The organism is Arthrobacter sp. CAN_A212 (assembly GCF_015752345.1).
Taxonomy (GTDB): domain Bacteria; phylum Actinomycetota; class Actinomycetes; order Actinomycetales; family Micrococcaceae; genus Arthrobacter_D.
The window spans coordinates 1-21,569 of record NZ_JADOUT010000025.1 but is presented as its reverse complement, the minus strand read 5'-3'; the positions used below and the strand labels follow the sequence as shown (position 1 = coordinate 21,569).

Here is a 21,569-nt window from a genome sequence, read left to right as displayed (position 1 = left end):
ACAGGAGCTACCCATGGCTGGCGCACTGCGCAAGACAATGATCTATCTTGGGCTCGCCGACGGTGATGAGCACTACGAAAACGAGCAGAAGACAACACATGCCAGGAACGAGGATCACTCAGTGGACTACGACCGTGACGACCGCCATGCTGACGCCGCTCCTGCGGCACGGCTTGCGCCGGTCGACGAGTATCGGGCCCCGGTGACACCGATCAAGCGTGCGCAGTCCTCACGCGAAGACTCAGCTGCCCTGCGCCAGATCACCACGGTGCACCCGCGCTCCTACAATGACGCCAAGCTCATCGGTGAAAGCTTCCGGGATGGCATCCCTGTCATCATGAATGTCACCGACATGGGTGAATCCGATGCCAAGCGTCTGGTCGACTTCTCGGCAGGTCTGGTGTTCGGGCTCCACGGAAGCATCGAACGCGTGACGAACAAAGTGTTCCTCCTGTCGCCTTCCTACATCGAGGTGCTGGGCGAAGACCAGAAGGCCAGCGAGGCGCAGGCTAGTTTCTTCAATCAAAGCTAGCGTGGTTAACTGGTTCACGGGTTCCTTTCGAATTATCGTTTTTAGGACTGTGACTGCCGCGTGAGTTTGGTTTTTGTTCTGATCTACCTGGTACTGATGGTTGTCCAGGTGGCGCTGATTATTCGGATCGTTTACGACGCCGTGCAGATGTTCGCGCGCGGATGGCGCCCCAAGAGGCTCGCATTGGTCCTCGCATCGGGCGTGTATACCGTGACCGACCCACCGATCAAGGCCTTCCGTCGGCTCATCCCGCCGCTGCGGCTGGGTGGGGTGTCCCTCGATCTGGCCTTCCTGGTGGTGTTCATCGGAGTGACCATCCTGATGTTCGTCGCTGCCAGCCTCGCCACTTCGGTCTAACGGTTCGTTTTCGAGTCCCCAAAGATATACGCTGAATCACATAATCGGTGTAGATTCTAGAGTTTCGTGTCCACAATTCGGTACCGTAGTCAGGTCTGCTTCATAGGCAGGCATGTCTTATAACCACTATGAGGTGACCAGATGGCCCTGACGCCAGAAGACGTTGTCAACAAAAGGTTTCAACCCACTAAGTTCCGCGAAGGCTACGATCAGGACGAGGTAGACGATTTCCTCGACGAGATCGTCGTCGAGCTTCGCCGCCTGAACCAGGAGAACGACGAACTGCGACGCAAGGTCGCGGACGCCACCTCCTCCACGTCTCAGGACGCGGCCCCTGACACAGCAGTGCCGGCCCCCGTAGCGGCAAGCTCGCACACGGAGAAGGTCAAGGACGAGTCGAAGGCTCCCGCGGCCAAGGCGGACGACACCAAGACCGCCGCACCGAAGACTGACGCGACCAAGGCTGACGCAACGAAGACTGACGCGACCAAGGCTGACGCAACGAAGACTGACGCGACCAAGGCTGACGCAACGAAGGCTACTGACGCCAAGACTGACGGTGTGCAGGCCGACGGCGCGAAGGCCTCGGACGACACCACCACCGCGGCGCCTGCAGCAGCAACGCCTGCCGTCGGCACGGCCGACGCAGCCGCTGGCGTGCTTGCTATGGCTCAGAAGCTCCATGACGAGTACGTCAACGCGGGTGTCGAGCAGCGCGACAAGATCATCGCCGAGGCGCAGGTCAAGGCCACCGGAATGGTTGACGACGCCGAAGAGAAGACCCGCCAGACTCTGGGCGCGCTGGAGCAGCAGAAGGCTGTTCTTGAGGGCAAGGTCGAGCAGCTCCGGACCTTCGAACGCGACTACCGCTCACGCCTCAAGGCATACATCGAGGGGCAGCTCCGCGATCTGGATTCCCGCGGATCAGTTGCGTCCGAGACCACCAGCACCGGGACCACCGGCCCCGGTACCACTAGCTCCAAGAGCACCGGCTCCGAGGCCACCAACTCGTAGGTCCAATCCGTGCGGCGCTTAGTCGCCGCAGCACAGTTCAAGGCACGCCATGAGGCCGGCCACCGGGATCCCCGGCGGCTGGCCTCTGCCGTAGGCTGGTTACCAGCACTGATGCACCCCTCCCGCTAGGCGCGGCCAGCGCCAAACACGAAAGCGCTATGACAGACCAGACACCCGAGCGTGGCACCCCCACCGGCTCCGACGAACCCTCACCGGCCGACCGCGCCCCGACGACGGACGCCAGTCACCGGCGACGCACCGGCGCCCGGTACGCGCTGCTCTTCATCGCCTGCTTCGCGGTCATCTACATCGCGGACCAGCTGACCAAGATCTGGGTGGTCTCAACCATGACCGAGGGCCAGATCACCCCCGTGTTCCCGCCCCTCCTCAACTGGCACTTCATCCGCAACCCCGGGGCGGCCTTCTCCATCGGCACCGACTACACCTGGGTGTTCACCATCATCATGGCGGCGGTGGCCATCGCTATCATCACCCAGGTCCGCAAGGTGGCGTGCTGGTCGTGGGCTGTTGCACTGGGCCTGGTGCTCGGTGGGGCTGTGGGCAACCTGACCGACCGGTTATTGCGGGAACCCTCCTTCGGACAGGGCCACGTGGTCGATTTCATCGCCTTCCCCAACTTTGCCATCTTCAACATCGCCGACTCCGCCGTCGTCACCGGCGTCTGCCTGATCTGCCTGCTCACCCTTCGGGGGATCGGCCTGGACGGTCAACGCGTCGTCGATGAACCGGCCGTCGACGGCCCGGAAGAGACCAAGTGAACGCCGTGGAACGGGACGAGCGCGTCCCGGCTGAACTCGGCGGTGCACGCGCAGACGCGGTACTCGCAGCGGTCGCCGGGGTCTCCCGGTCCGCTGCCGCAGCCTGGTGCGTGGCCGGCTTCGTGACGAGCAACGGCAAGGCGGTCGGCAAGTCCGACCGGCCAGCCGCCGGAGCGGTGCTGCAGATCAGGGTACCCGCCACCGTTGACCCCCTCGCCGTCGTCGTCGAGACCGTTGACGGCATGGGCATCCTGTACGACGACGACGACCTGGTGGTCATTGACAAGCCCGTCGGCGTTGCCGCGCACCCCTCGCCCGGCTGGGTGGGACCGACGGTAGTGGGCGCCCTCGCGGGGGCCGGATACCGGATCTCGACGTCGGGCGCCACCGAACGCGCGGGGATTGTCCATCGCCTGGATGTGGGCACCTCCGGAGCGATGGTGGTCGCGAAAACCGAGCACGCCTATACGGTGCTGAAACGCGCATTCAAGGAACGCAGCGTGGAGAAGGTCTACCACGCCCTGGTCCAGGGGCTCCCGGACCCGTTGGAGGGAACCATCGACGCTCCCATCGGAAGGCACCCGGCGCACGACTGGCGCTTCGCCGTACTGGAGGATGGGCGACCGTCCCGGACCCACTACACGGTGCTGGAGGCGTTCGGGAAGGCGAGCCTGCTGGAGGTCAACCTGGAGACCGGGCGTACCCACCAGATCAGGGTGCACTTCTCGGCCCTCCGCCACCCCTGCGTCGGGGACCTGACCTACGGTGCCGACCCCAGCCTGGCCGCCCACCTGGGGTTGACCCGGCAGTGGCTCCACGCCCAGAAGCTCACGTTTGAGCATCCGGTGTCGGGGGAGACCGTCAGCGCGACCAGCCCCTATCCGGACGATCTGCGGTACGCGCTGGAAGCCCTCGCCGCCGGCACCGTGTGAGCTGAGCCGCCTCCTACGGTGCCCGGCATGTCCGTCGGGCAGGGAGGTGGACTGGCCTAGAATGGGAGGGTGGTTTCAACAGCATCTCCCCAAGCTTCCCCAGCCAAGCCGACCCGTGACGATTCCTTCGTCCACCTGCACAATCACACCGAATACTCGATGCTCGACGGTGCCGCCCGGCTGACTGACCTGTTCAGTCACACCGAGGAACTGGGCATGAAAGCCCTCGCCACCACCGACCACGGCTTCGTCTTTGGGGCCTTCGATTTCTGGGACAAGGCCCGGGCAGCCGGGATCAAACCGATCATCGGCGTCGAGGCCTACCTCACGCCCGGCACCGCACGTGCCGACAAGACCCGGGTGAAGTGGGGCGGTGGCGGCCGCGACGACGTCTCGGGTGCCGGCGCGTACACGCACATGACCATGTGGGCTGAAACCACCGAGGGAATGCACAACCTCTTCCGCATGTCCTCGCTGGCGTCCCTGGAAGGCTACCTGTACAAGCCGCGGATGGACCGGGACCTGCTGCAGACCTACGGCAAGGGCCTCATCGCGACCACCGGCTGCCCCTCGGGTGAGGTGCAGACCAAGCTCCGCCTAGGCCTGTACCGCGAGGCGATGCAGGCGGCCTCCGACTTCCGCGACATTTTCGGCGCCGACAACTTCTTCTGCGAACTGATGGACCACGGCCTCGACATTGAGCGCGCCGTCCAGTCGGACCTGATCAAGCTCGCCAGGGAACTCGGGCTGCCCATGGTCGCCACCAATGACCTGCACTACACGCATGCGGAGGACGCTAAGGCCCACGCGGCCCTGCTCTGCGTGCAGTCCGGGTCCACGATGGCGGACCCCAAGCGGTTCAAGTTCGACGCCGACGAGTTCTACCTCAAATCGCCGGCAGAGATGCGCTCCATCTTCAGGGACTACCCCGAGGCCTGCGACAACACCCTGCTCATCGCCGAGCGGTGCGACGTCGAGTTCAACACCAAAGCCAACTACATGCCCGGTTTCCCCGTTCCCGAGGGGGAAAGCGAGCAATCCTGGTTCGTCAAGGAGGTCGAGACCGGGCTGCAGTACCGCTACCCGGCGGGCATCCCCGACGCCGTCCGCAAGCAGGCCGAGTACGAGACCGGCGTCATCACCCAGATGGGCTTCCCCAGCTACTTCCTGGTGGTCGCCGACTTCATCAACTGGGCCAAGGACAACGGAATCCGGGTGGGCCCCGGCCGTGGCTCCGGCGCCGGGTCGATGGTCGCCTATGCGATGCGCATCACCGACCTCGACCCGCTGCAGCACGGGCTGATCTTCGAGCGGTTCCTGAACCCGGAGCGCGTCTCCATGCCCGACTTCGACGTCGACTTCGATGATCGGCGCCGGTCCGAAGTGATCCGGTACGTGACCGAGAAGTACGGCGATGAGCGGGTCGCCATGATCGTCACCTACGGCACCATCAAGGCCAAGCAGGCCATGAAGGACTCCTCCCGGGTGATGGGCTACCCGTTCTCGATGGGGGAGCGGCTCACCAAGGCCATGCCGCCGGACGTCATGGGCAAGGGACTGGCCCTGACCGATGTGCACGACAAGAATTCGAAACGCTACTCCGAAGCCGAGGAGCTACGTGAGCTGCTAAAGTCCGACGCCGACTCGGCGAAGGTTTTCGAAACCGCGCTGGGCCTGGAGGGCCTGAAGCGCCAGTGGGGTGTCCACGCCGCCGGTGTCATTATGTCCTCCGACCCGCTGATCGACATCATCCCGCTGATGCGCCGTGACCAGGACGGTCAGATCATCACGCAGTTCGACTACCCGACGTGTGAAAACCTCGGACTGATCAAAATGGACTTCCTCGGCCTGCGGAACCTGACGATCATCACCGACGCGGTGGAGAACATCAAGCTCAACAAGGACATCGACCTGGTGCTGGAGGACCTGGACCTCGAGGACCAGGGCTCCTACGAACTGCTGGCCCGCGGCGACACCCTGGGCGTGTTCCAGCTTGACGGCGGGCCGATGCGAGCCCTGCTGAAACTGATGCGTCCCGACAACTTCGAAGACATCTCCGCGGTCATCGCGCTGTACCGGCCGGGACCCATGGGCGCGAATTCGCATACCAACTACGCGCTGCGTAAGACCGGCGCGCAGGAGGTCACCCCGATCCACCCCGAACTGGAGGAGCCCCTGGCCGACATCCTGGGGACCACCTACGGCCTGATCGTGTATCAGGAGCAGGTGATGGCCATCGCCCAGAAGGTCGCCGGCTACTCCCTGGGCCGCGCCGACATCCTCCGCCGCGCGATGGGCAAGAAGAAGAAGTCGGAACTGGACAAGCAGTACGAGGGCTTCGCCAACGGCATGAAAGACAACGGATACTCCGAAGCGGCGATCAAAACGCTGTGGGACATCCTGTTGCCGTTCTCCGACTACGCGTTCAACAAGGCCCACTCCGCCGCCTATGGGCTGGTGTCCTACTGGACGGCCTACCTCAAGGCCCATCATCCGGCCGAGTACATGGCCGCGCTGCTGACCAGTGTGGGCGATGACAAGGACAAGCTGGCGATCTACCTCAACGAGTGCCGCCGGATGGGCATCACCGTCCTCCCGCCGGACGTCAACGAGTCGAGCGTGAACTTCACCCCGGTCGGCACCGACATCCGCTTCGGGATGGGGGCCATCCGCAACGTCGGCGCCAACGTGGTGGGCGCCATGGTCGGGGCCCGCACCGAGAAGGGGGCCTTCACCTCCTTCAGCGACTTCCTGCAGAAGGTCCCGGCGGTGGTCTGCAACAAACGGACCATCGAATCCCTGATCAAGGCAGGGTCGTTCGACTCGCTGAAGCACCCCCGCAGGGCCCTCGCCATGATCCACGAGGAAGCCGTGGACTCGGTGATTGTCCTCAAGCGCAACGAGGCAGCGAACCAGTTCGACCTGTTCAGCGCGTTCGACGAACCCGGATCCGTTGGAGGCCTCTCCGTCGAGGTGCCGGACCTGCCGGAGTGGGAGAAGAAGGACAAGCTCTCCTTCGAACGCGACATGCTCGGCCTGTACGTCTCCGACCACCCACTACAGGGCCTCGACAAGATTCTGAGCCAGCACGCCGACTCCTCGATCACCTCGATCATCAGCGACGAAGGCCCCGCCGATGGTTCCATGGTCACCATCGCCGGTATGATCACCTCGCTGCAGCGGCGGATCGCGAAGAACAGCGGCAACGCCTACGCCCGCGCCGAGATCGAGGACCTCGCCGGGTCGATGGAAGTGATGTTCTTCGGGCAGGTGTACGGTCCGATCGCCGGTGTCCTCGCCGAGGATCTGATCGTCGTCGTCCGGGGCCGGCTGCAACGGCGCGACGACGGCGCCGTCACGTTGAACGCGCAGGAGCTCAGCGTCCCGGACCTCAGTGAGGGCCACTCCGGGCCGGTGGTCATCTCGATGGCGCACCACAAGGCCACCGAAACCGCCGTCGTCGCGCTCCGGGACGTGCTCCGGACCCATCCGGGCACCAGCGAGGTGCAGATCCGGCTGAACAGCAACCGCAAGGTCGAGGTGATGAGGCTCGGCGTCGAGCTGCGGGTCAATCCGACGTCGTCACTCTTCGGCGACTTGAAGGTGCTGCTGGGGCCCGCCTGCCTGGACGTGTAGGCGGGCGGCGCTAGATCTCGTAGTCAAGCGCGGTCGGCTGGCCGTACGCTCCGCCGTGGTAGAGCAGCGGGACCCCAGGCTCGCCCACTTCGCCTGAGACAACCTCGGCCACCACCACCGCGTTGTTCTCGAAGGACAATCGCATGCTGATCCGGCCGATCAGGTGCGCCGCCACGTTTTCCAGCACCGGCACGCCGTGCGGGCCCGGCTTCCAATGGTCGCCGTCGAAACGGTCACGGCTGCGCGCAAACCGGTCCGCGAGCTCACGGTTGGCGAGCCCTAGCATGTGGACCCCGATGTAGCTGGTATTGGCGACGGCGGGCCAGGACGACGAGGTGCGGGCCATGTTGAAGGTGAACCGTGGCGGGTCGGCCGAGAGGGAAGATACCGAGGTTGCAGTGAACCCAAACGGTTTACCCTCATAGACAGCGGTGATGATCGTGACTCCCGCCGGATGGCGGCGGAAAGAGTCACGGAAGGCTGCTGCCGGGTCGAGGCCTGGCTGGTCGGCGGGAGCTTGTTGATTCACGCACCCCACCCTAGGTGAGGTACTGGTGCCGGATAACTTTGTTAATGTATAAGTCATGCGCCCCACCAGCCCCGACGCCGAGCACCCCGGCAGCTACCCACCCCCCGTGTACACCGTGGCCGCCAAGGACACCGGCGTTCCGCCGACGTCGCTTGTCTGGTGGGCCTGCGCCATGGCCGGTCTCGGGTTGCTGATGGGCGTGGCGTGGTGGTTTGCCGCACCCGGGGGTGGCCTTTACGGCGACCCGGGGCCCGAGGAAGCAGCTCTGGTGGGCGATCTCACCCTTGCCGGGCTCCAGCTGGTCGTCGGTATCGTGGTGGGCTGGCTCCTGGTGCAGCGGATGGATCTGCCTGGGGCGTGGGAACGGGTCGGTGCGGCGGTGGGCGGATCACTGGTGGGGTCGGTGCTCGCTGTAGTCGTCGGCCAATGGCTGGGCATGATGTTTGGTGGGGAACCGGACTTTGTCCTGCATTCACTGGGCGCGGCCGCCATCTGGCCGGCAGCTGCGGCACTTGTCGTGTTCATTTCCGCCCTGATCGATTTGGCCTGGGGCAAACGCCGCGCCTAGCACCTGCCCCGGGACCAGGTGCCTGCATCAGGTCCGCGGTCCGCAGGGAATAGGGCGCTGACACAGCCCGTTGGCCTGAGTATGAAAGCAATCGTTTACTCCGGCACCGGAGCATCTTCAGTCCTGTCCCTCGTAGAGCGTGAAGCAGCCGCTCCCGGCCACGGTGAAGTCCGGGTTCGCGTTGTCGCGTCCGGCGTCAATCCCACCGATTGGAAGGCCCGCTCCGACGGGGAGCTCGCTTTTGACGAGGTGGTCCCCAACCAGGACGGCGCCGGCGTGATCGAGTCGCTCGGCGACGGCGTCACGGGTCTGGCAGTCGGGGACAGGGTCTGGCTGTACCTGGCTGCGCATGGCCGTCCCACGGGAACCGCGCAGGAGTTCACCGTCCTTCCCGCTGACCGGGTGGTGACGCTTCCTGAGGGTATCGACTTTGACGTGGCCGCCAGCCTTGGAGTTCCGGCGATGACGGCGCACCGTGCACTCACCGTCCACGAACAGGGGCCGGCGCGTCTGGGACCAGACGCGCTGAGCGGCCGGGTGGTTCTGGTGCAGGGCGGAGCGGGGGCCGTCGGACATGCCGCGATCCAGCTCGCTGTCTGGGCAGGCGCCACCGTGATCGCGACGGTGAGCAGTGACGCGAAGGCTGAACTGGCCCGAGCGGCCGGTGCCCACCACGTGGTCCAGTATCCCGGTGACTCCCTCGCTGAGCGGATCCGCGAGATCGCTCCCGACGGCGTCCACCACGTGGTCGAGGTGGCGCCAGCCCAAAACGCAGCGCTCGACGTCGAGGTGTTGGCCAACCATGGCAGCATCGCCTACTACGCCAACAACAACGGGGACGAGTTCACGGCCCCGATCATCGCTAGTTTTGCGAAGAACGTCCGCTGGCAGGGTCTGCTCCTCTACACAGTGGGGGCCGAGCCGCTGCAGGCTGCTGCTGAGGACATCACCGCTGCATTGCGCGCTGGCGCTCTGCCCGTGGGGGAGTCCGCCGGACTTCCGCTGCACTGGTTCCCTCTGGAGGAGACGGCTGCCGCGCACGACGCCGTTGAAAGCGGCGTGACCGGCAAGGTCCTCATTCGGGTTGCGGACGAGACCGTCTAGGTCCCGTACGTCCACCTGACGGCCCCTCGATCCACCGGAGAAGTGGGATATGAAATTTGAGCATCACGACATTTTTCGTCGCCTTCTTCTCCGGGTCGGGCGGGGTCTAGCTCTCGGTGCCGGTGTTGGACTTTTCGTGGGAATCATCGCGGCTGTGGTGACCTCGGGTGGGACGGACAACGTCCTGCGCAGCGACGTGGGGTGGCGTGCAGGACTGGTGGCCTTCGCGATTGCGTTCGTGTTCACCATTTTCCTTCCCTCGCACGACGCCAACGACGACGCCGCCGATCCAGACTCCGGATCCCAGGTCCCGGGCGGCGCGGCCTTGCGTGGGCCCTCAAGGGATGAGCTGAGTCAGCGTCTGCGAGGGGAGGAACCGCTGGGCCGCCTCAAAGCAGACGATCCGATGATCGAGCCGCCAAGGTTTGGACAGCGGATCGATCCACAGCCGTAGGGTTGCCGCCGTGGACCTGGGCGGTCGTTGGTCCGGCGGGACCAAGGACATGGACTAGGGCGAGCTCTTGGTCTGGTCCGGGTTTTGGCGTCCTTTGTGGAGCCCGATTTCATAGGCTGTAAAGGAGATGAGGGTCATCGCGATCAATGGCAGCACGAACCAGGCCATGGCTGCGGTGAACCCTTCCAGCGCATCGTGTGCAGTGGCGGTCAGAATGACATATCCGGTGTAAGCCAGGTATAGGCCCACGAACAGGATGCCCTCCCAACGCGCGATTGCGAAACCGGTGAACGCGACAGGCAGCAGGGCCACCGCGGCCGCCAGCAACACCGGCATATCGAAGGCCACTGCAGCAGCGGATACGGGAATACCCTCAAGCGAAATCAGTGCAGGCAGACCAAGCACCACCCCAATGTTGAAGATGTTGCTGCCGACTACGTTACCTACGGCTAGGTCACGTTCACCGCGACGCACCGCAATGATGGATGTCGCCAGTTCGGGCAGCGACGTTCCGACTGCCACCACAGTCAGACCGACCACGAGACTGCTCACGCCCAGTGTGGCGGCAATGCTCACCGCGCCTTCGACGAGCAGCGTGGCACCGGCCACCAGTAAGGCGACCCCCAACAGCACGAGCAGTAGCGATCTGCCGAAAGAGTCGGCAGGCGCTGCTTCTTTTCCCCGGGACGGATCGGCGGTGTTCGACCCCCCGGCCAGGTCCGGCGTCATGGGGATCTTTGCATCGCGCCGGCTGATGACGACGGTCATCACAGTGTGCACGACCACGACGCAGAAGAGGACCAACCCATCTACCGCGCTGATCCGCCCGTCCAAGGACACGAGGAACAAACCGACTGACAGGCCGACCATCAAGGGCAGGTCAAAGCGCACCAACCGCTGCTTCACAGCAAGCGGAACAACCAGTGCGGAAAGCCCCAGGATGAGCAGGACATTGACGATGTTGCTGCCGACAACGTTGCCCACAGCAAGCCCGGGTTCGTCGCGCATGACAGCACCGATGGTCACGGCCAGCTCCGGTGCAGATGTGGCCGCCGAGACCACGGTGAGCCCAACCACCAGCGAGGAGATTCCCACGCGTCGCGCCATCGCTGAGGCCCCCCGTACCAGGAATTCCCCACCCAGCACCAGCAACGCCAGTCCAGCCACAATCCGTCCCACGTCAAATGCATCCATGGGTAGGAGTGTACGGACCACAGCCCCAGCCCTGCCATCGGTGCCCACAGCAGCTAACGGTGCTCCGTCACCGCCGACATCGTGGAAGCCGCGCGCTCACATATGGGATTTTGACTGCCGGCGGAGTGGTGAGAAAGTGTCGCGGTGAAGGACCGGCTTACGGGTGGCCAAGACCCCTTAGCGGACGGAGTACGATCTCAAGCATGAAGGCTTGCTTTGTCCTGCGGAGGTGCCGACATGAATATTGATGCAGCAGAATTACTTGCCATCTTGATTCCGATTGTCGTAGTTCTTCTGATAATTGCGTTCGTGCTTTGGCGTAACCGGGACAGAAGAACAGTGCGGAAGGCAGGCGAGCCCTGGATTCGTATAATCCGAGATAAACCTGACGAGGATCCAAACACACCTCCCCGCTAGCACTTTGCTGCGCCGCGGACGAGGCCGAGGGCAACGCCGTCTCTCGTTCGGTCCGGGATCCGAACACGGCGTTGAAGGCAGAGATGTTTAACGGATAATGCTGGATAGCATTTGACGATGGGCGATCCTTTAGATCGGCGTCATACTCAATAGTAATAAGGACACATCGATATATCTGGGGGACACACATAATGGGGTCTACAGTCCACTCGACTCATGACTCCGCAAACAAACGTTGGAGTACGCCCAGGCACTTGTCGATCAGCTTAGTTTTCTTCACTGCGTTGTCGACTACAGCGTTCCCCTATGCGGACAGCAGCCCTCGAGCCAACCTCGCGGTCTCGGGTCCGTTGACTGTTCTCATTAGCATAGGTTTCCTAATCAAGTTCTACTGGGACTGCCGCAATCATTGATCCCGGGCGGTGACCCTGCGGTCACTCCAGAGCGGAGAAGAACGGCACCAGCACCGCGATGCCGAACAGTAGGGCAGCAATAGCGGCACCGAGTTTCATCTGCGTCCTGCAGAGCAAGTCCCCTCCACTCAGATCTACGCGCCCTCGCCGCCGGGATTCCCAGTCGAGCACCTCACGCTCATACGGGGTCCCCCCGACCTCTCCGGATCGGAGAAGCGCGAACCGCTCGGAGGTGTCCCACTCGTCACTGCTGCGTCGGTCTCCAAGCGGCGGCAGGGTCCAGTTTGTTCGCAGGCCATGGAGCAAAGCCAGGACTGCTTCCATCGGCTTGTTCTCGAGGAAATTGCGTTGTGTCCAGGCCACTTTTGCGCGTTCCAAAGGGAACCCAAGTTCCACCTCGTCTCCTTCGCGTCGCACCACGAACGCCACCCGGGGTGGTGATCCGGCGGCGCCCCGGGGCGCCGTCAACTTCGCGACATGCACCCAGTGGAAGGATGCGACCACTTTGGGCCGTGGACCACGCCCAAGGAAAGTAACGCCGTCGCGTTCAGCCATGACCGTGAAAAGCCGTGGGAGGCCGGCGTGCTTCAGCCCGGCGACTTCCGGCCGGACCTTCTGCAAGGCAGCCAGGAACGTGGCGTCGCGCCGGCCCTGCAACACGGTGTAGTGATTAAGCTCTGCGGCAGTCTGGAAGAAGCCATTTTCACGAGCATCAAGGAAAAGACAAACTGCCGCGGCGAGAAGCGCGCCCAGCACGGCCTCTAGCAGAAGGAGCCGGACCGACAGATCCTGGGCCGTCATCTGGAGGAACAGCCAGTACCCCACCATCGCGACGCTCGCACAGGCAGCCGCGAAAGTTGCCCTCTTCTCACGGAGGCGAAACGTCCAGGCCCGGCGGACCAGGCGTTGCTCGTGCGCTTCGCCGGCGGTACGCGGCACACCGGTCCGCCGCAGTACCTGGAACGCCATCCGTGCTTCATCATCGCGGCCTGCTTCGTCCGGGGGATGCGCACCTTTACCGCCGATTTCCGCCCCCCAGGACGAGTAGGCGCTGCTCAATTCCGGTAACAGTGCCCGCAACTTCTCCAGCTCGAGGAGGAGCCGTTCGTGATCGATATCGGTAGGCGAGATCCCGAAACGCTCCAGCCGACCCCGGGAACCCGCAGTAAAGAGCTTCTTAGGTCCCGGCTGTGACTTGAGCAGGTACCGCGCAAAGCTGGTTGTCATGAAATGGCAATTGTCGAGCGCGTCGGCGTAGAGGTCCATCCCCTCCCGCCCTCGGACACCCTTAAGGGCCACAGAAGTCCGTTCGAACTGCACTGTGGCAAAGGACGCCGCCACATCGAGAAGCAGAAAGATGTTGGATGCCCCATATCTGGCGAATCCGGTTTCTGCGAGGCTGCCGTGCTCCGGAAGGTCGAGCGCCTTTTTGACGCCCTGAACCACCCGGGTGAACATAGTGCCTCCGTGGGCGCGTTCTATGTCGCGGAACACCAGAAGATCCAATATGTCGGCTCTGATTCTCATGACCGGTGTCGTCAGTGAATACTGCGATTTCCCGATAGATGCTGCGTATCGCTGGCCCAGGAACGCCGCGATTCCCGGGCTGTTGCGGCCGATGCCAGGATGAGTGATAACGCTGCTCTCGCGACCAAGTTCACGCTCGATTTCGCGGAGTACCCGGAGATCCAGCTCGTCAAGGAAGACAAGCGCGTGCTCAAGTTCCAGCGCGCCGTCGTCGCCGTCTCGTGCACTGGCCCGGACAGCGGCTGAAATCCGATCAACCGCCGCGGCTCGTTCCGCCCGCTGTTCAACCTCCATGCGCGTCCCCCTTCGATTCAGACAAGACCCGACGATGACGCCATCGGCTTGATCCGATTATTTGCTGCTCCACCCTTATGGTTCCCTTCGGAATATGTGAAGAAGCCACCCCCTTGCCCCGAAGGTCGCACGGCAAGTTTCTATTGTGCCTCAGAGGTAGCACTTCTTAGCTTGGTCCCGGGTACGTACCGCTCGGCCAGCGTCGGGATATTCGTCATACCGGCCATTTTGCACCGGTCTTTGGCCTTCAGCGCTAGTGAGACTGGATGTTCGTTGAGGGATCGTTGAATAGGACGGCAGGACCGCCAACTGAAGCTGCGATTCACCGCCATTCCTGGCTAACAGTCACAAGCCTCTGATCTGGCTTTAGTTACTCGGTAGTGTAGAGATGAAAAGTTTCTGGCTGGCGGCATGATTCAGGCATCGTAGCCAGCGCCGCGTCGTTGTTGCCAGCAGCGCTATAACCACCACCAAGCGCAACGTCCTCGCCGATGACTAGATCTGCAATTTCTAGTTTGATGATAGAAGCATCTTCTGGATCCTGAGCGGCGCCGACCGGGAATTCGATGTTGTAGGTAGTCCCATCTGTTCCCTCGGCTAGAACACAGTCTTCCTCCGACACAACGAGCGTCCCCTCAAATAATGCTTGTGGCCCGAAGGAGCCATCCCGTTCTTCATTAGAAACAAGCAATTGGAGGTCATCTGGTTGAGCCTCGTTCGAAGGATCGTCGGGCGAGGTACATGCGCTCAGGGCAACAGCGACGGCAAGTAGCCCTAGAGTGCTTCCGCTTAGTCGATACTTCACTGTCATCCCCCTAATAATTGCCGCTCACTGTTCTCACGCTGCCACTTATCCTTCGTACAATCCCAGTCATTGGAGTAGGTGCAGTCCCATTGGTGCCGAGTCGTAACGTTCTTGCCGCTGTCCTTATGTTGTTGAGCAGGTAGTTCGCAGGGCAGTTGTAGTGTCTTGGCTACCCAGGGGTGATGGGTATGGCTTTTGCTGCTGTGCCGGACAGTTGTCACGGCTTCGAAGGATTGGCCGCCTGTCGCCTCGATGATGGCCCGACCGCTGATTGAGAGACGCGACAAAAATGATCGCTGGATAAGGACACGACGGCGAGGTTATCTGCTGGGCTTCATATCCGATCGATGAAGGAGGCCGCTTTGCCGCAATTGTGGGCCGGGATAGACGCCGGCAAAACCCACCACCACTGCGTCGTCATTGACGATGGGGGAGCCCGATTATTTTCTCAGAGGGTAGCCAATGACGAGACAGACCTGCTGGATTTGATGGGAAATGTTGCGGTGCTTAGCGGTGGGGGAGAGGCGGTTTGGGCTGTGGATTTGAACCACGGTGGGGCTGCACTGCTGATCGCACTGCTTGCAGCCCATGACCAGCAACTCCTCTACATTCCAGGACGCACGGTACATCATGCTTCCAGGACTTACCGTGGGGACGGCAAGACCGACGCGAAGGACGCCGCGGTTATTGCTGACCAGGCCCGGATGCGTCGGGATCTGCAACCGGTTCGTACTGGGGATGACATCAGCGTCGATCTACGAATCCTTACCGCCCGCCGCACGGACAAGGCTTGTGACCGTACTCGGGCGATCAACCGGCTGCGCGCACAGCTGCTGGAATACTTCCCCGCCCTCGAACATGCTTTTGACTACAGCAGATCCAAGGCCGGGCTGGTGCTGCTCACGAGATACCAGACTCCCGATGCCCTACGCCGGCTCGGACAAAAACGTCTGCACACCTGGCTCAAGAACCAGGGCACCCGCAGTAGCGCCGATGTGGCAGAAAGAGCCATAACTGCAGCGAAATCCCAGTACACGACCGTTGCTGTGCAGCGGATCGGTGCGCTGATGGTCGCGGAGCTCGCGCAGGAAGTTCTGGATATTCAGAACCAGCTCGATGCTTTGGACACGCTGATAGCTGAGCGCTTCCGCGAACACCACCAGGCAGAGATCATGCTCAGCATGCCGGGCTTCGGACCCCTTCTCGGAGCCGAATTTTTTGGCGCCATAGGCGGTGATCTGGCCGTTTTTGATAGCGTCGACCGGCTCGCCGGAGTCGCGGGTCTCGCCCCGGCGCCCAAGGATTCCGGTCGGATACGAGGTAATCACCACAGACCCAGACGATACGACCGGCGCCTGCTGCGGGCCTGCTACATGGCGGCCATGTCGAGTCTGCGAAGTTCGACCGCATCCAGAACCTACTACGACCGCAAACGCGCAGAAGGCAAAACGCACGTCCAGTCCGTGCTTTCCCTGGCCCGACGCCGTCTCAACGTTCTCTGGGCAATGCTCCGCGATGGGACCGCTTACAAACCGCCAGGAGATCTTGTGGCATCGCCTGCCTGAGCACCACTGTCTCGGTCACGAGAAAAACGTTTGGAGCGTCGCCATTCGAAGAACCATCCGGTTGCCATGATCAAGAAGGCGAAGCCCAGTACCAGGATGACGAGATCGGGCTCTCCTTCCTGGAACGATGTGAGCGATAGATAGAGGTAGGCAACAGATACGAGCAGGAAGGATAAGGCCAATATTCCTGCTGTGCGTTGGTTCATCGGTTTCGGCGTTTTGCCGGGTTCCGACAGCCCCATGGTGTCGGTCATCCGCCTCAGTCGCCCTGGGGGCTTTCCTTTGCTCATACGGAAACCATAACCGGCCGAGCTCTGCTTGTCCGGTATGCCTTTGTTGGTCCTCGCTGTCGCTCGGGCAGTAAAAGCATCATCTCTATTTTTTGGCTGCTGTCCGTTGGATTCTATGTGCCCGCTCCGGTGGTTCAACCGGCCTGCGGCCGGCTACGCGGGCAGGACTTGCCTCGGCGCTCCTACGTCGCTTATTTCCTCACTAATTCCTGCCCGCTTGCCCTCACGGGTTGGCACCGCCTCCGTCGGGCACAGCTCCGCAAGCTCCGCCAGCAGGCAAAAAACATGGTGGGGAAGAGGGAACGGATCTGTTGGTCACCGAACGTTGCCCGCCCTGCCCTGCGAACTATAGGAGCGACCGCATGAGCGTAGAAATGATGACCCAAACAAGCACCACTGATACCGAGGAGACCGTCATGGTCCCTGGACTTCCTGCCGATGATCGGATGGGGGATGGGTATGACTGGATGAAAACCCTCGAGAGTACCGGCTGGTCAGCCCTGCCGAACTGGGGATCCGAGGGCTGGGACGCCGGGGCCTGGCCGCCGATCGTGTTCGCCGTGGCCCGCACCCGCGACGAGGACGGGGAGCTCTTTGGTTATGGAACCTACGTTGAGGGCGATACTTCCGCGCTCTGGTACCGCAGCCAGGCCGCGTGCTTCGAAGCGATCACAGCCGAAGTGTTCTTCCACTGGCAGATGGGCCAGTCCGACGGTCCAACGGACCTTCCCGCAACAGCAGCCGAGCTGCCGGCCACGCACCGGAAGCCTTACCCGGGCTGGACACACTAAAAACCACGTTTGGGCTGTCGGCCGAGAGAGCTGGCCGACAGCCCAAACATCGTCCGGCAACGGTTGACAACATCATTGAGACTCCTTCGGTTCGGGGCATCGGGCCGTGCGTTCTACAGTGGGCCAGGTGCCAACAACTAATCCGTTCAATCTCGGAGGTAAATGATGAACGATATAAAAAAGGCAGGAACCTGGACGTTTTCCATCGGCGTAGCCCTATCGCTCACCATGGTTCTACTGATGCTAATCTCGCGCATGTTGGACCCGAACGGAGTTCCAATCCTTCCGGCGCTCCTGCTCATGGTGGGAGGCCTTGCATCGATCATCGGGCTAGCGCTCCTCCTAGTTGGCATGCGAACGCACAAGTCCTGAACTAGCGGTTCCATCCCAACGGATTATGTGTGTTTGCAATGTGTGGTTTGTCGCATTGGGGGATCGGCTTATGGACGGTGGAAACGACTATTCGTCAAGAACAAACTCTTCGAGCTGGTTTAGTGCCTTTGCGTGCCCGTTTCGGTTACCCTCGATCATGCCGTCACCGACGAATGAGGTGACTTGGCTCGTGAGCTGCACCTCGGTTTTATCCCCGCTGACGGTGAAACTCCAGGTGACCACGCCCGCGCTTAGTGGCTGATCAGAGGTCGTCACGGTCTCGGTGTACACAACAAGCGATTGGGGCACGATGAGCGAGTAGTCGACGATGTTGACGAAATCGAGCGATTCAGGCGGGCCGCAGCGGTATCGGTCGCGACCACCGACTTCGAACGCTGCCTGTTCGTAGACCATCGCTTCGCCCATAGGCACGCTCCACCGAGCACGCTGAATCGGATCAGCGAATGCTTCCCAAACCCTCGATAGCTCGGGATTAATCGTTTTCGTGAACTTCAGTGTTTCGTGAACGATCGACATTCCAGCTCCTTTGCGATTATGTATCCGTTGTTGCCATTGACGCCCACCTTACGGACCGGCTGAAGATGCCTGCCGGGAACAACCCACTGTGCCCTTTGTGCGGAGTGCAAGTCATCAGAAGCACCGCCATTAACCGCCATTTCTGGCTCCAGTGCGGATTTGTTTCCCAGGCTCCGGCGCTGGCTGCGTTCGTCTCAGCAGTGTGTCTGAAGGTCATCACTCTCATCAACAGCCCAAATGACCTTTGATGGGATTATGGGCCGCTGATGAGGGTTATGGTGACGACGAGGACCTGGATAAGGACGAAGCCCCAGAGGGCGGAGGTTGCTGCCCACCACGGATGCCTGGTTCGCAGCGCGAAGGCAGCTCCGGTCAGGCCGAGAAGGATGGGTATGGTGAAGACCCAGATTGGGCGAGGGGTGCCGCTTCCAGCCCAGTCGGGGAGAAAAAAGACGACAGCGAACGCCAGGAGCATCAACACCCATGTAGCAACGGGCCGAGTGGCTCGCGGTTCCTGGTGGTCCGCGTGATCTGCGTAGGTCATGACTTCAGCACCTCCTATCCTTCGTGCAATCTATTGTGTCGTTGACGGCCTACTTCAAGGGGTTGCAGAGGCAGTAGGTGAAGTAGGTGCTTACTGCTGCAGCTACGGCTCGTTCCTGTGTCTTCATGCGGGACGCGTTCGCGCGTATGTCGCGGACGATGGCCCGGTCACAGGAACATGCGAAGTAGCCGCGTGAGCCGTAGCACTGGTCGTGGGTGCGGCAAATCGAGTCAAGGACGTCCACCGCCGCGCCGCCACCGTGGCCGGGGCCACACCAGTTGCCCCAAATGGGCAAGCTCGCCCGGATCGACACCTGACCTTCAGGAGCGGGCTGCTGGGACGCGGCGAGCTGATTGATGACGGTTCCCATTTCCAGGATCGTCGGGTCAGCATTCGCCGCGTGTGCGGCGTCGGTGTCGAAGTAGGTGGAACCATCAGGGGCGGTGCGCATGAACGTTGTTGCTTCCTCGACCTGACGGTCGAAGGCCTGCGTGACGTTGCCTTTGCCCTTTCCTTGGCCTTTCCCGTTGCCGTGTCCTTGGCTCTGAAGAGTGCCGGTATGGTCCGCTGTCGCTGAGATGGACGTCATGAGAGGTGACGCGGCGATTGCTGGGGACCCTCCTGTGAGGACGAGGCTGTGAGGCCAAGAAGGGCCCAGTTGCGCAGATTGAATTGACCGAGCTTTGGTGATGACAGACGTGAGACCATTTTTCTTCCCCCAAAGAAGTCATAGGTGCTCCAGTGCCTGATGGGCACCTTCGACGATAGGGCTGACAGTATCCAGGCCCATCCCCGCGACCAATTGTCGGATTAGGGGCTGCCGGCAACTACGGCGGTTCAGCTGATTGGGAGGCGACCCATAGTTTCGCGTCGAGGTGGCCGATGCGCCGATTCGCGGGGCCCGTGACATGCCCAGGTCTCGGGTGACGTGAGAGGCGGGTTGACCTTGTTCGATGAGTCTGCGGGCATTGGCGATCTGGCTGTCGGAGAAGATTGGGCGTCGGCCGCCGAGGTCGAGGCCGGCGTCTCGGCGTTTGGTGATGGAGTTGTTGACGTGTTCGCGTTTGATCTCCAACTCCATCTGGGCCAGGGCTGCCATGACGGTGAAGACCATCGAGCCCATGGGAGTGCCTGTGTCGACGTTCCCGCCGCCGAGATTCAATACCCGACGGTTTACCTTCTGTGCCTTTAGCTCGTCGGCAAGGGCGAGCATGTCCGATGTCGATCGTCCCAGCCGATCAAGCGCCGTCACGATCAGGGTGTCACCCGGGTGCACCGCCTCGAGGGCTTTATTGAACTGGGGGCGGCGGGCGTGAGCTCCGCTGACTCCGTGATCGATGTAGAGGTCATCGCGACGAACGCCGGCGCCAAGAAGGTCTGCGACCTGCCGATCGGTGGGCTCGGGTTGAGACTCTCGCATACCCCATCAGCTTGCTCATGCCGCTCCTCGCACCAAATCCTCCACTAGGTGTCTTGCAACCAACGCTGTTGCCGCTGATTGGCACCCCTGCTTAGGAGGCAGGGTAGCAAGACATAATAGGAGCATTGGTGGGGGAGAAGAGGTTGGGTCTGGGGTCAGACCTCGGGGAATGTCTTGCGGTTCGGGATCGTCCGAGAGACGTCGGTTCCCGCGACACCAAACAATCTATGGGAGGGTCGAGTTCATGCTTACAGATTTCACTAAGGCATGGAATCAAGGTCAGAACGTCGTCCTCTACGAGAAGGAGAATGACGCGATCGACCATGAGGGAACGCTCTGGCGTGCGATTCAGGCAGCTGCGCCTTGGGAAGGGAAAGACCTTCTGGACCTGGGATGCGGCACCGGATATTGGTTACCTCGCTATGCCCCGACCACACGTCGGCTTTACGGCGTGGAACCCGAGACGACCCTTTTAGACGCTGCAAGCGAAAGGACCTCTAATACGGAGGTACTTCACGGCTCAGCTGAACATATTCCATTACAAAATGCCTCGGTCGACGTTGTGCATGCTCGCTTTGCCTACTTCTTTCCCTCGCCAAACAACGAGTGCTCAGCAGGATTGGCTGAGGTGCTCCGTGTTCTCCGACCGGGTGGTTCGCTGGTCGTGATTGATAATGACCAGGAGCATGGCGACTTCGCTGATCTCCTTCGGGCTGGCAACGTAGCCGAGTATCAAGGACCGGGTGAGTATATTCTGCAGTGGTGGCGGGATCGAGGCGCCACTACCGAAAAGGTTATGAGTAGCTGTACTTTTCGCTCCGCGCGCGACCTGGAAGAGGTAGTTGCCATGGAATTCCCTCAGGGCACGGCGCGGTCATGGCTCCAAGACCACCCGAATCAAACAAAGCTTTCTTATGCCTATCTTCTCCACACTCTGACTAATGCGATTTGAGCGCAGTCTTCTGACGAGCAGGCGAGATGCAGGCTTTGCTGTCGCGGTCAAGGATCGGTGTATTCAAGCGGTCGTCGCAACGGTAGGGGTTTCTGGTTCGAATAGTAGTTGTTGCATGGCGTAGGCGGGGTGATTCCGCCGAGGGTTTTACGCGGCCGGTCATTGAGTTCGGTCGCGACCTCGAGCAACCGCTGGGGTGAGTGGACGGAAAGGTCTGTGCCCTTCGGGAAATACTGGCGCAGCAAGCCATTGAGATTCTCGTTGGAGCCACGCTGCCACGGCGAGTGAGGGTCGCAAAAGTAGATCGCCATCTTCGTGGCCATGGTGATCTGGCGATGCTGAGCCAGCTCGGTTCCTTGGTCCCATGTCAGTGATCTGGTCAAGTGCGCCGGCAGGGTCTTGATGGCGGCCAGCAAGCCATCTCTGACGGTGATCGCGCTGTGATCATCGGGTAAATGGATGAGCATCGCGAATCGTGTCTGGCGTTCCACGAGGGTGGCGATAGCTGACCGGCAGTTCGAACCGAGCACTAAATCGCCCTCC

The 21,569-nt window shown here is 61.8% G+C and carries 21 protein-coding genes and 1 pseudogene; 12 read left to right on the top strand and 10 right to left on the bottom strand.

Annotated elements, in window-relative coordinates:
- Nucleotides 1–13 precede the first annotated feature (13 nt).
- The 6 genes from IWX64_RS15010 to dnaE all read left to right on the top strand — a co-directional run bounded on the left by IWX64_RS15010 (nucleotide 14) and on the right by dnaE (nucleotide 7,250).
- A complete protein-coding gene (locus IWX64_RS15010; protein WP_171585398.1) occupies nucleotides 14–532 on the top strand; it encodes a cell division protein SepF in 519 nt (172 codons plus the stop codon).
- Nucleotides 533–592: 60 nt separating this feature from the next.
- Nucleotides 593–889: a YggT family protein gene (locus IWX64_RS15005; RefSeq protein ID WP_196867937.1), complete on the top strand. Its 297-nt coding sequence runs from the start codon at nucleotides 593–595 to the stop codon at nucleotides 887–889.
- Nucleotides 890–1,030: 141 nt separating this feature from the next.
- Entirely contained in the window at nucleotides 1,031–1,903 is an 873-nt protein-coding gene (locus tag IWX64_RS15000; RefSeq protein ID WP_196867936.1) for a DivIVA domain-containing protein, read from the top strand.
- 158 nt (nucleotides 1,904–2,061) lie between these two features.
- Nucleotides 2,062–2,682, top strand: a complete 621-nt coding sequence (lspA, locus tag IWX64_RS14995) for a signal peptidase II (protein WP_196867935.1) — start codon at nucleotides 2,062–2,064, stop codon at nucleotides 2,680–2,682.
- Nucleotides 2,679–3,614: an RluA family pseudouridine synthase gene (locus IWX64_RS14990; RefSeq protein ID WP_196867934.1), complete on the top strand. Its 936-nt coding sequence runs from the start codon at nucleotides 2,679–2,681 to the stop codon at nucleotides 3,612–3,614. Before lspA ends, IWX64_RS14990 begins: the two co-directional genes overlap by 4 nt.
- 159 nt (nucleotides 3,615–3,773) lie before the next feature.
- A complete protein-coding gene (gene dnaE, locus IWX64_RS14985) occupies nucleotides 3,774–7,250 on the top strand; it encodes a DNA polymerase III subunit alpha (protein WP_245346141.1) in 3,477 nt (1,158 codons plus the stop codon).
- A 10-nt stretch (nucleotides 7,251–7,260) separates the two neighbouring features.
- Here dnaE and IWX64_RS14980 read toward each other — a convergent pair whose 3' ends face one another.
- Entirely contained in the window at nucleotides 7,261–7,779 is a 519-nt protein-coding gene (locus IWX64_RS14980) for a flavin reductase family protein (protein WP_196867932.1), read from the bottom strand.
- 55 nt (nucleotides 7,780–7,834) lie between these two features.
- Here IWX64_RS14980 and IWX64_RS14975 point away from each other — a divergent pair, with 55 nt between their 5' ends.
- The 3 genes from IWX64_RS14975 to IWX64_RS14965 all read left to right on the top strand — a co-directional run bounded on the left by IWX64_RS14975 (nucleotide 7,835) and on the right by IWX64_RS14965 (nucleotide 9,905).
- On the top strand, nucleotides 7,835–8,347 hold the full coding sequence (locus IWX64_RS14975) for a hypothetical protein (protein ID WP_196867931.1): 513 nt from the start codon (nucleotides 7,835–7,837) through the stop codon (nucleotides 8,345–8,347).
- Nucleotides 8,348–8,428: 81 nt separating this feature from the next.
- Nucleotides 8,429–9,451: an NADPH:quinone reductase gene (locus tag IWX64_RS14970; protein WP_196867930.1), complete on the top strand. Its 1,023-nt coding sequence runs from the start codon at nucleotides 8,429–8,431 to the stop codon at nucleotides 9,449–9,451.
- Between the two features lie 49 nt (nucleotides 9,452–9,500).
- Nucleotides 9,501–9,905, top strand: coding sequence for a hypothetical protein (locus tag IWX64_RS14965; RefSeq protein ID WP_196867929.1), 405 nt, complete (start codon nucleotides 9,501–9,503; stop codon nucleotides 9,903–9,905).
- Between the two features lie 54 nt (nucleotides 9,906–9,959).
- On the opposite strand, the gene IWX64_RS14960 is transcribed toward IWX64_RS14965, so the two are convergent.
- The 3 genes from IWX64_RS14960 to IWX64_RS14950 form a co-directional block, all read right to left on the bottom strand.
- Nucleotides 9,960–11,099 carry a calcium/sodium antiporter gene (locus IWX64_RS14960; RefSeq protein WP_196867928.1) on the bottom strand — a complete coding sequence of 380 codons (1,140 nt, stop codon included), beginning with the start codon at nucleotides 11,097–11,099 and terminating at the stop codon, nucleotides 9,960–9,962.
- A gap of 851 nt (nucleotides 11,100–11,950) precedes the next feature.
- Complete coding sequence (locus IWX64_RS14955; protein ID WP_196867927.1) at nucleotides 11,951–13,750, bottom strand: hypothetical protein; 1,800 nt, start codon at nucleotides 13,748–13,750, stop codon at nucleotides 11,951–11,953.
- A 370-nt stretch (nucleotides 13,751–14,120) separates the two neighbouring features.
- On the bottom strand, nucleotides 14,121–14,561 hold the full coding sequence (locus IWX64_RS14950; protein ID WP_196867926.1) for a hypothetical protein: 441 nt from the start codon (nucleotides 14,559–14,561) through the stop codon (nucleotides 14,121–14,123).
- 356 nt (nucleotides 14,562–14,917) lie between these two features.
- Between IWX64_RS14950 and IWX64_RS14945 the strand changes: the two genes are divergently transcribed.
- Nucleotides 14,918–16,120, top strand: coding sequence for an IS110 family transposase (locus IWX64_RS14945; protein ID WP_442859067.1), 1,203 nt, complete (start codon nucleotides 14,918–14,920; stop codon nucleotides 16,118–16,120).
- Here the strand turns inward: IWX64_RS14945 and IWX64_RS14940 are convergent.
- The gene (locus IWX64_RS14940) at nucleotides 16,081–16,374 is read right to left on the bottom strand and encodes a hypothetical protein (protein WP_196867924.1); all 294 of its coding nucleotides are present in this window, start codon (nucleotides 16,372–16,374) and stop codon (nucleotides 16,081–16,083) included. The genes IWX64_RS14945 and IWX64_RS14940 overlap by 40 nt on opposite strands.
- 398 nt (nucleotides 16,375–16,772) lie before the next feature.
- On the opposite strand from IWX64_RS14940, the gene IWX64_RS14935 reads away from it, so the two are divergent.
- On the top strand, nucleotides 16,773–17,201 hold the full coding sequence (locus IWX64_RS14935) for a hypothetical protein (RefSeq protein ID WP_196867923.1): 429 nt from the start codon (nucleotides 16,773–16,775) through the stop codon (nucleotides 17,199–17,201).
- A gap of 459 nt (nucleotides 17,202–17,660) precedes the next feature.
- Here the strand turns inward: IWX64_RS14935 and IWX64_RS14930 are convergent, their stop codons facing one another.
- From IWX64_RS14930 to IWX64_RS14915, 4 genes and pseudogenes are all read right to left on the bottom strand, one after another.
- Nucleotides 17,661–18,110 carry an SRPBCC domain-containing protein gene (locus tag IWX64_RS14930; protein WP_196867922.1) on the bottom strand — a complete coding sequence of 150 codons (450 nt, stop codon included), beginning with the start codon at nucleotides 18,108–18,110 and terminating at the stop codon, nucleotides 17,661–17,663.
- 253 nt (nucleotides 18,111–18,363) lie between these two features.
- A complete protein-coding gene (locus tag IWX64_RS14925) occupies nucleotides 18,364–18,654 on the bottom strand; it encodes a hypothetical protein (RefSeq protein ID WP_196867921.1) in 291 nt (96 codons plus the stop codon).
- A gap of 49 nt (nucleotides 18,655–18,703) precedes the next feature.
- Nucleotides 18,704–19,243 (bottom strand): hypothetical protein, encoded by a 540-nt coding sequence (locus IWX64_RS14920; RefSeq protein ID WP_196867920.1) that lies wholly within the window; start codon nucleotides 19,241–19,243, stop codon nucleotides 18,704–18,706.
- Nucleotides 19,244–19,552: 309 nt separating this feature from the next.
- Nucleotides 19,553–20,093 (bottom strand): annotated as a pseudogene (locus tag IWX64_RS14915) (recombinase family protein); the annotation flags it as partial.
- Between the two features lie 225 nt (nucleotides 20,094–20,318).
- On the opposite strand from IWX64_RS14915, the gene IWX64_RS14910 reads away from it, so the two are divergent.
- Nucleotides 20,319–21,026 (top strand): class I SAM-dependent methyltransferase, encoded by a 708-nt coding sequence (locus IWX64_RS14910; RefSeq protein ID WP_196867919.1) that lies wholly within the window; start codon nucleotides 20,319–20,321, stop codon nucleotides 21,024–21,026.
- A 47-nt stretch (nucleotides 21,027–21,073) separates the two neighbouring features.
- Here IWX64_RS14910 and IWX64_RS14905 read toward each other — a convergent pair.
- Nucleotides 21,074–21,569 (bottom strand): IS30 family transposase (locus tag IWX64_RS14905; RefSeq protein ID WP_196867918.1); only part of this gene is annotated, 496 nt, incomplete at its 5' end.

What these genes read in the sequence shown, in the direction of transcription:
- IWX64_RS14950 (WP_196867926.1), bottom strand. Translation starts at nt 14,561, where the DNA reads ATGACAGTGAAGTATCGACTAAGCGGAAGCACTCTAGGGCTACTTGCC.
- IWX64_RS14910 (WP_196867919.1), top strand. Translation starts at nt 20,319, where the DNA reads ATGCTTACAGATTTCACTAAGGCATGGAATCAAGGTCAGAACGTCGTC.
- IWX64_RS14940 (WP_196867924.1), bottom strand. Translation starts at nt 16,374, where the DNA reads ATGACCGACACCATGGGGCTGTCGGAACCCGGCAAAACGCCGAAACCG.
- IWX64_RS15010 (WP_171585398.1), top strand. Translation starts at nt 14, where the DNA reads ATGGCTGGCGCACTGCGCAAGACAATGATCTATCTTGGGCTCGCCGAC.
- IWX64_RS14935 (WP_196867923.1), top strand. Translation starts at nt 16,773, where the DNA reads ATGAGCGTAGAAATGATGACCCAAACAAGCACCACTGATACCGAGGAG.
- IWX64_RS14960 (WP_196867928.1), bottom strand. Translation starts at nt 11,099, where the DNA reads ATGGATGCATTTGACGTGGGACGGATTGTGGCTGGACTGGCGTTGCTG.
- IWX64_RS14925 (WP_196867921.1), bottom strand. Translation starts at nt 18,654, where the DNA reads ATGACCTACGCAGATCACGCGGACCACCAGGAACCGCGAGCCACTCGG.
- IWX64_RS14955 (WP_196867927.1), bottom strand. Translation starts at nt 13,750, where the DNA reads ATGGAGGTTGAACAGCGGGCGGAACGAGCCGCGGCGGTTGATCGGATT.
- IWX64_RS15000 (WP_196867936.1), top strand. Translation starts at nt 1,031, where the DNA reads ATGGCCCTGACGCCAGAAGACGTTGTCAACAAAAGGTTTCAACCCACT.
- lspA (WP_196867935.1), top strand. Translation starts at nt 2,062, where the DNA reads ATGACAGACCAGACACCCGAGCGTGGCACCCCCACCGGCTCCGACGAA.
- dnaE (WP_245346141.1), top strand. Translation starts at nt 3,774, where the DNA reads ATGCTCGACGGTGCCGCCCGGCTGACTGACCTGTTCAGTCACACCGAG.
- IWX64_RS14920 (WP_196867920.1), bottom strand. Translation starts at nt 19,243, where the DNA reads ATGACGTCCATCTCAGCGACAGCGGACCATACCGGCACTCTTCAGAGC.
- IWX64_RS14930 (WP_196867922.1), bottom strand. Translation starts at nt 18,110, where the DNA reads ATGTCGATCGTTCACGAAACACTGAAGTTCACGAAAACGATTAATCCC.
- IWX64_RS14975 (WP_196867931.1), top strand. Translation starts at nt 7,835, where the DNA reads ATGCGCCCCACCAGCCCCGACGCCGAGCACCCCGGCAGCTACCCACCC.
- IWX64_RS14970 (WP_196867930.1), top strand. Translation starts at nt 8,429, where the DNA reads ATGAAAGCAATCGTTTACTCCGGCACCGGAGCATCTTCAGTCCTGTCC.
- IWX64_RS14965 (WP_196867929.1), top strand. Translation starts at nt 9,501, where the DNA reads ATGAAATTTGAGCATCACGACATTTTTCGTCGCCTTCTTCTCCGGGTC.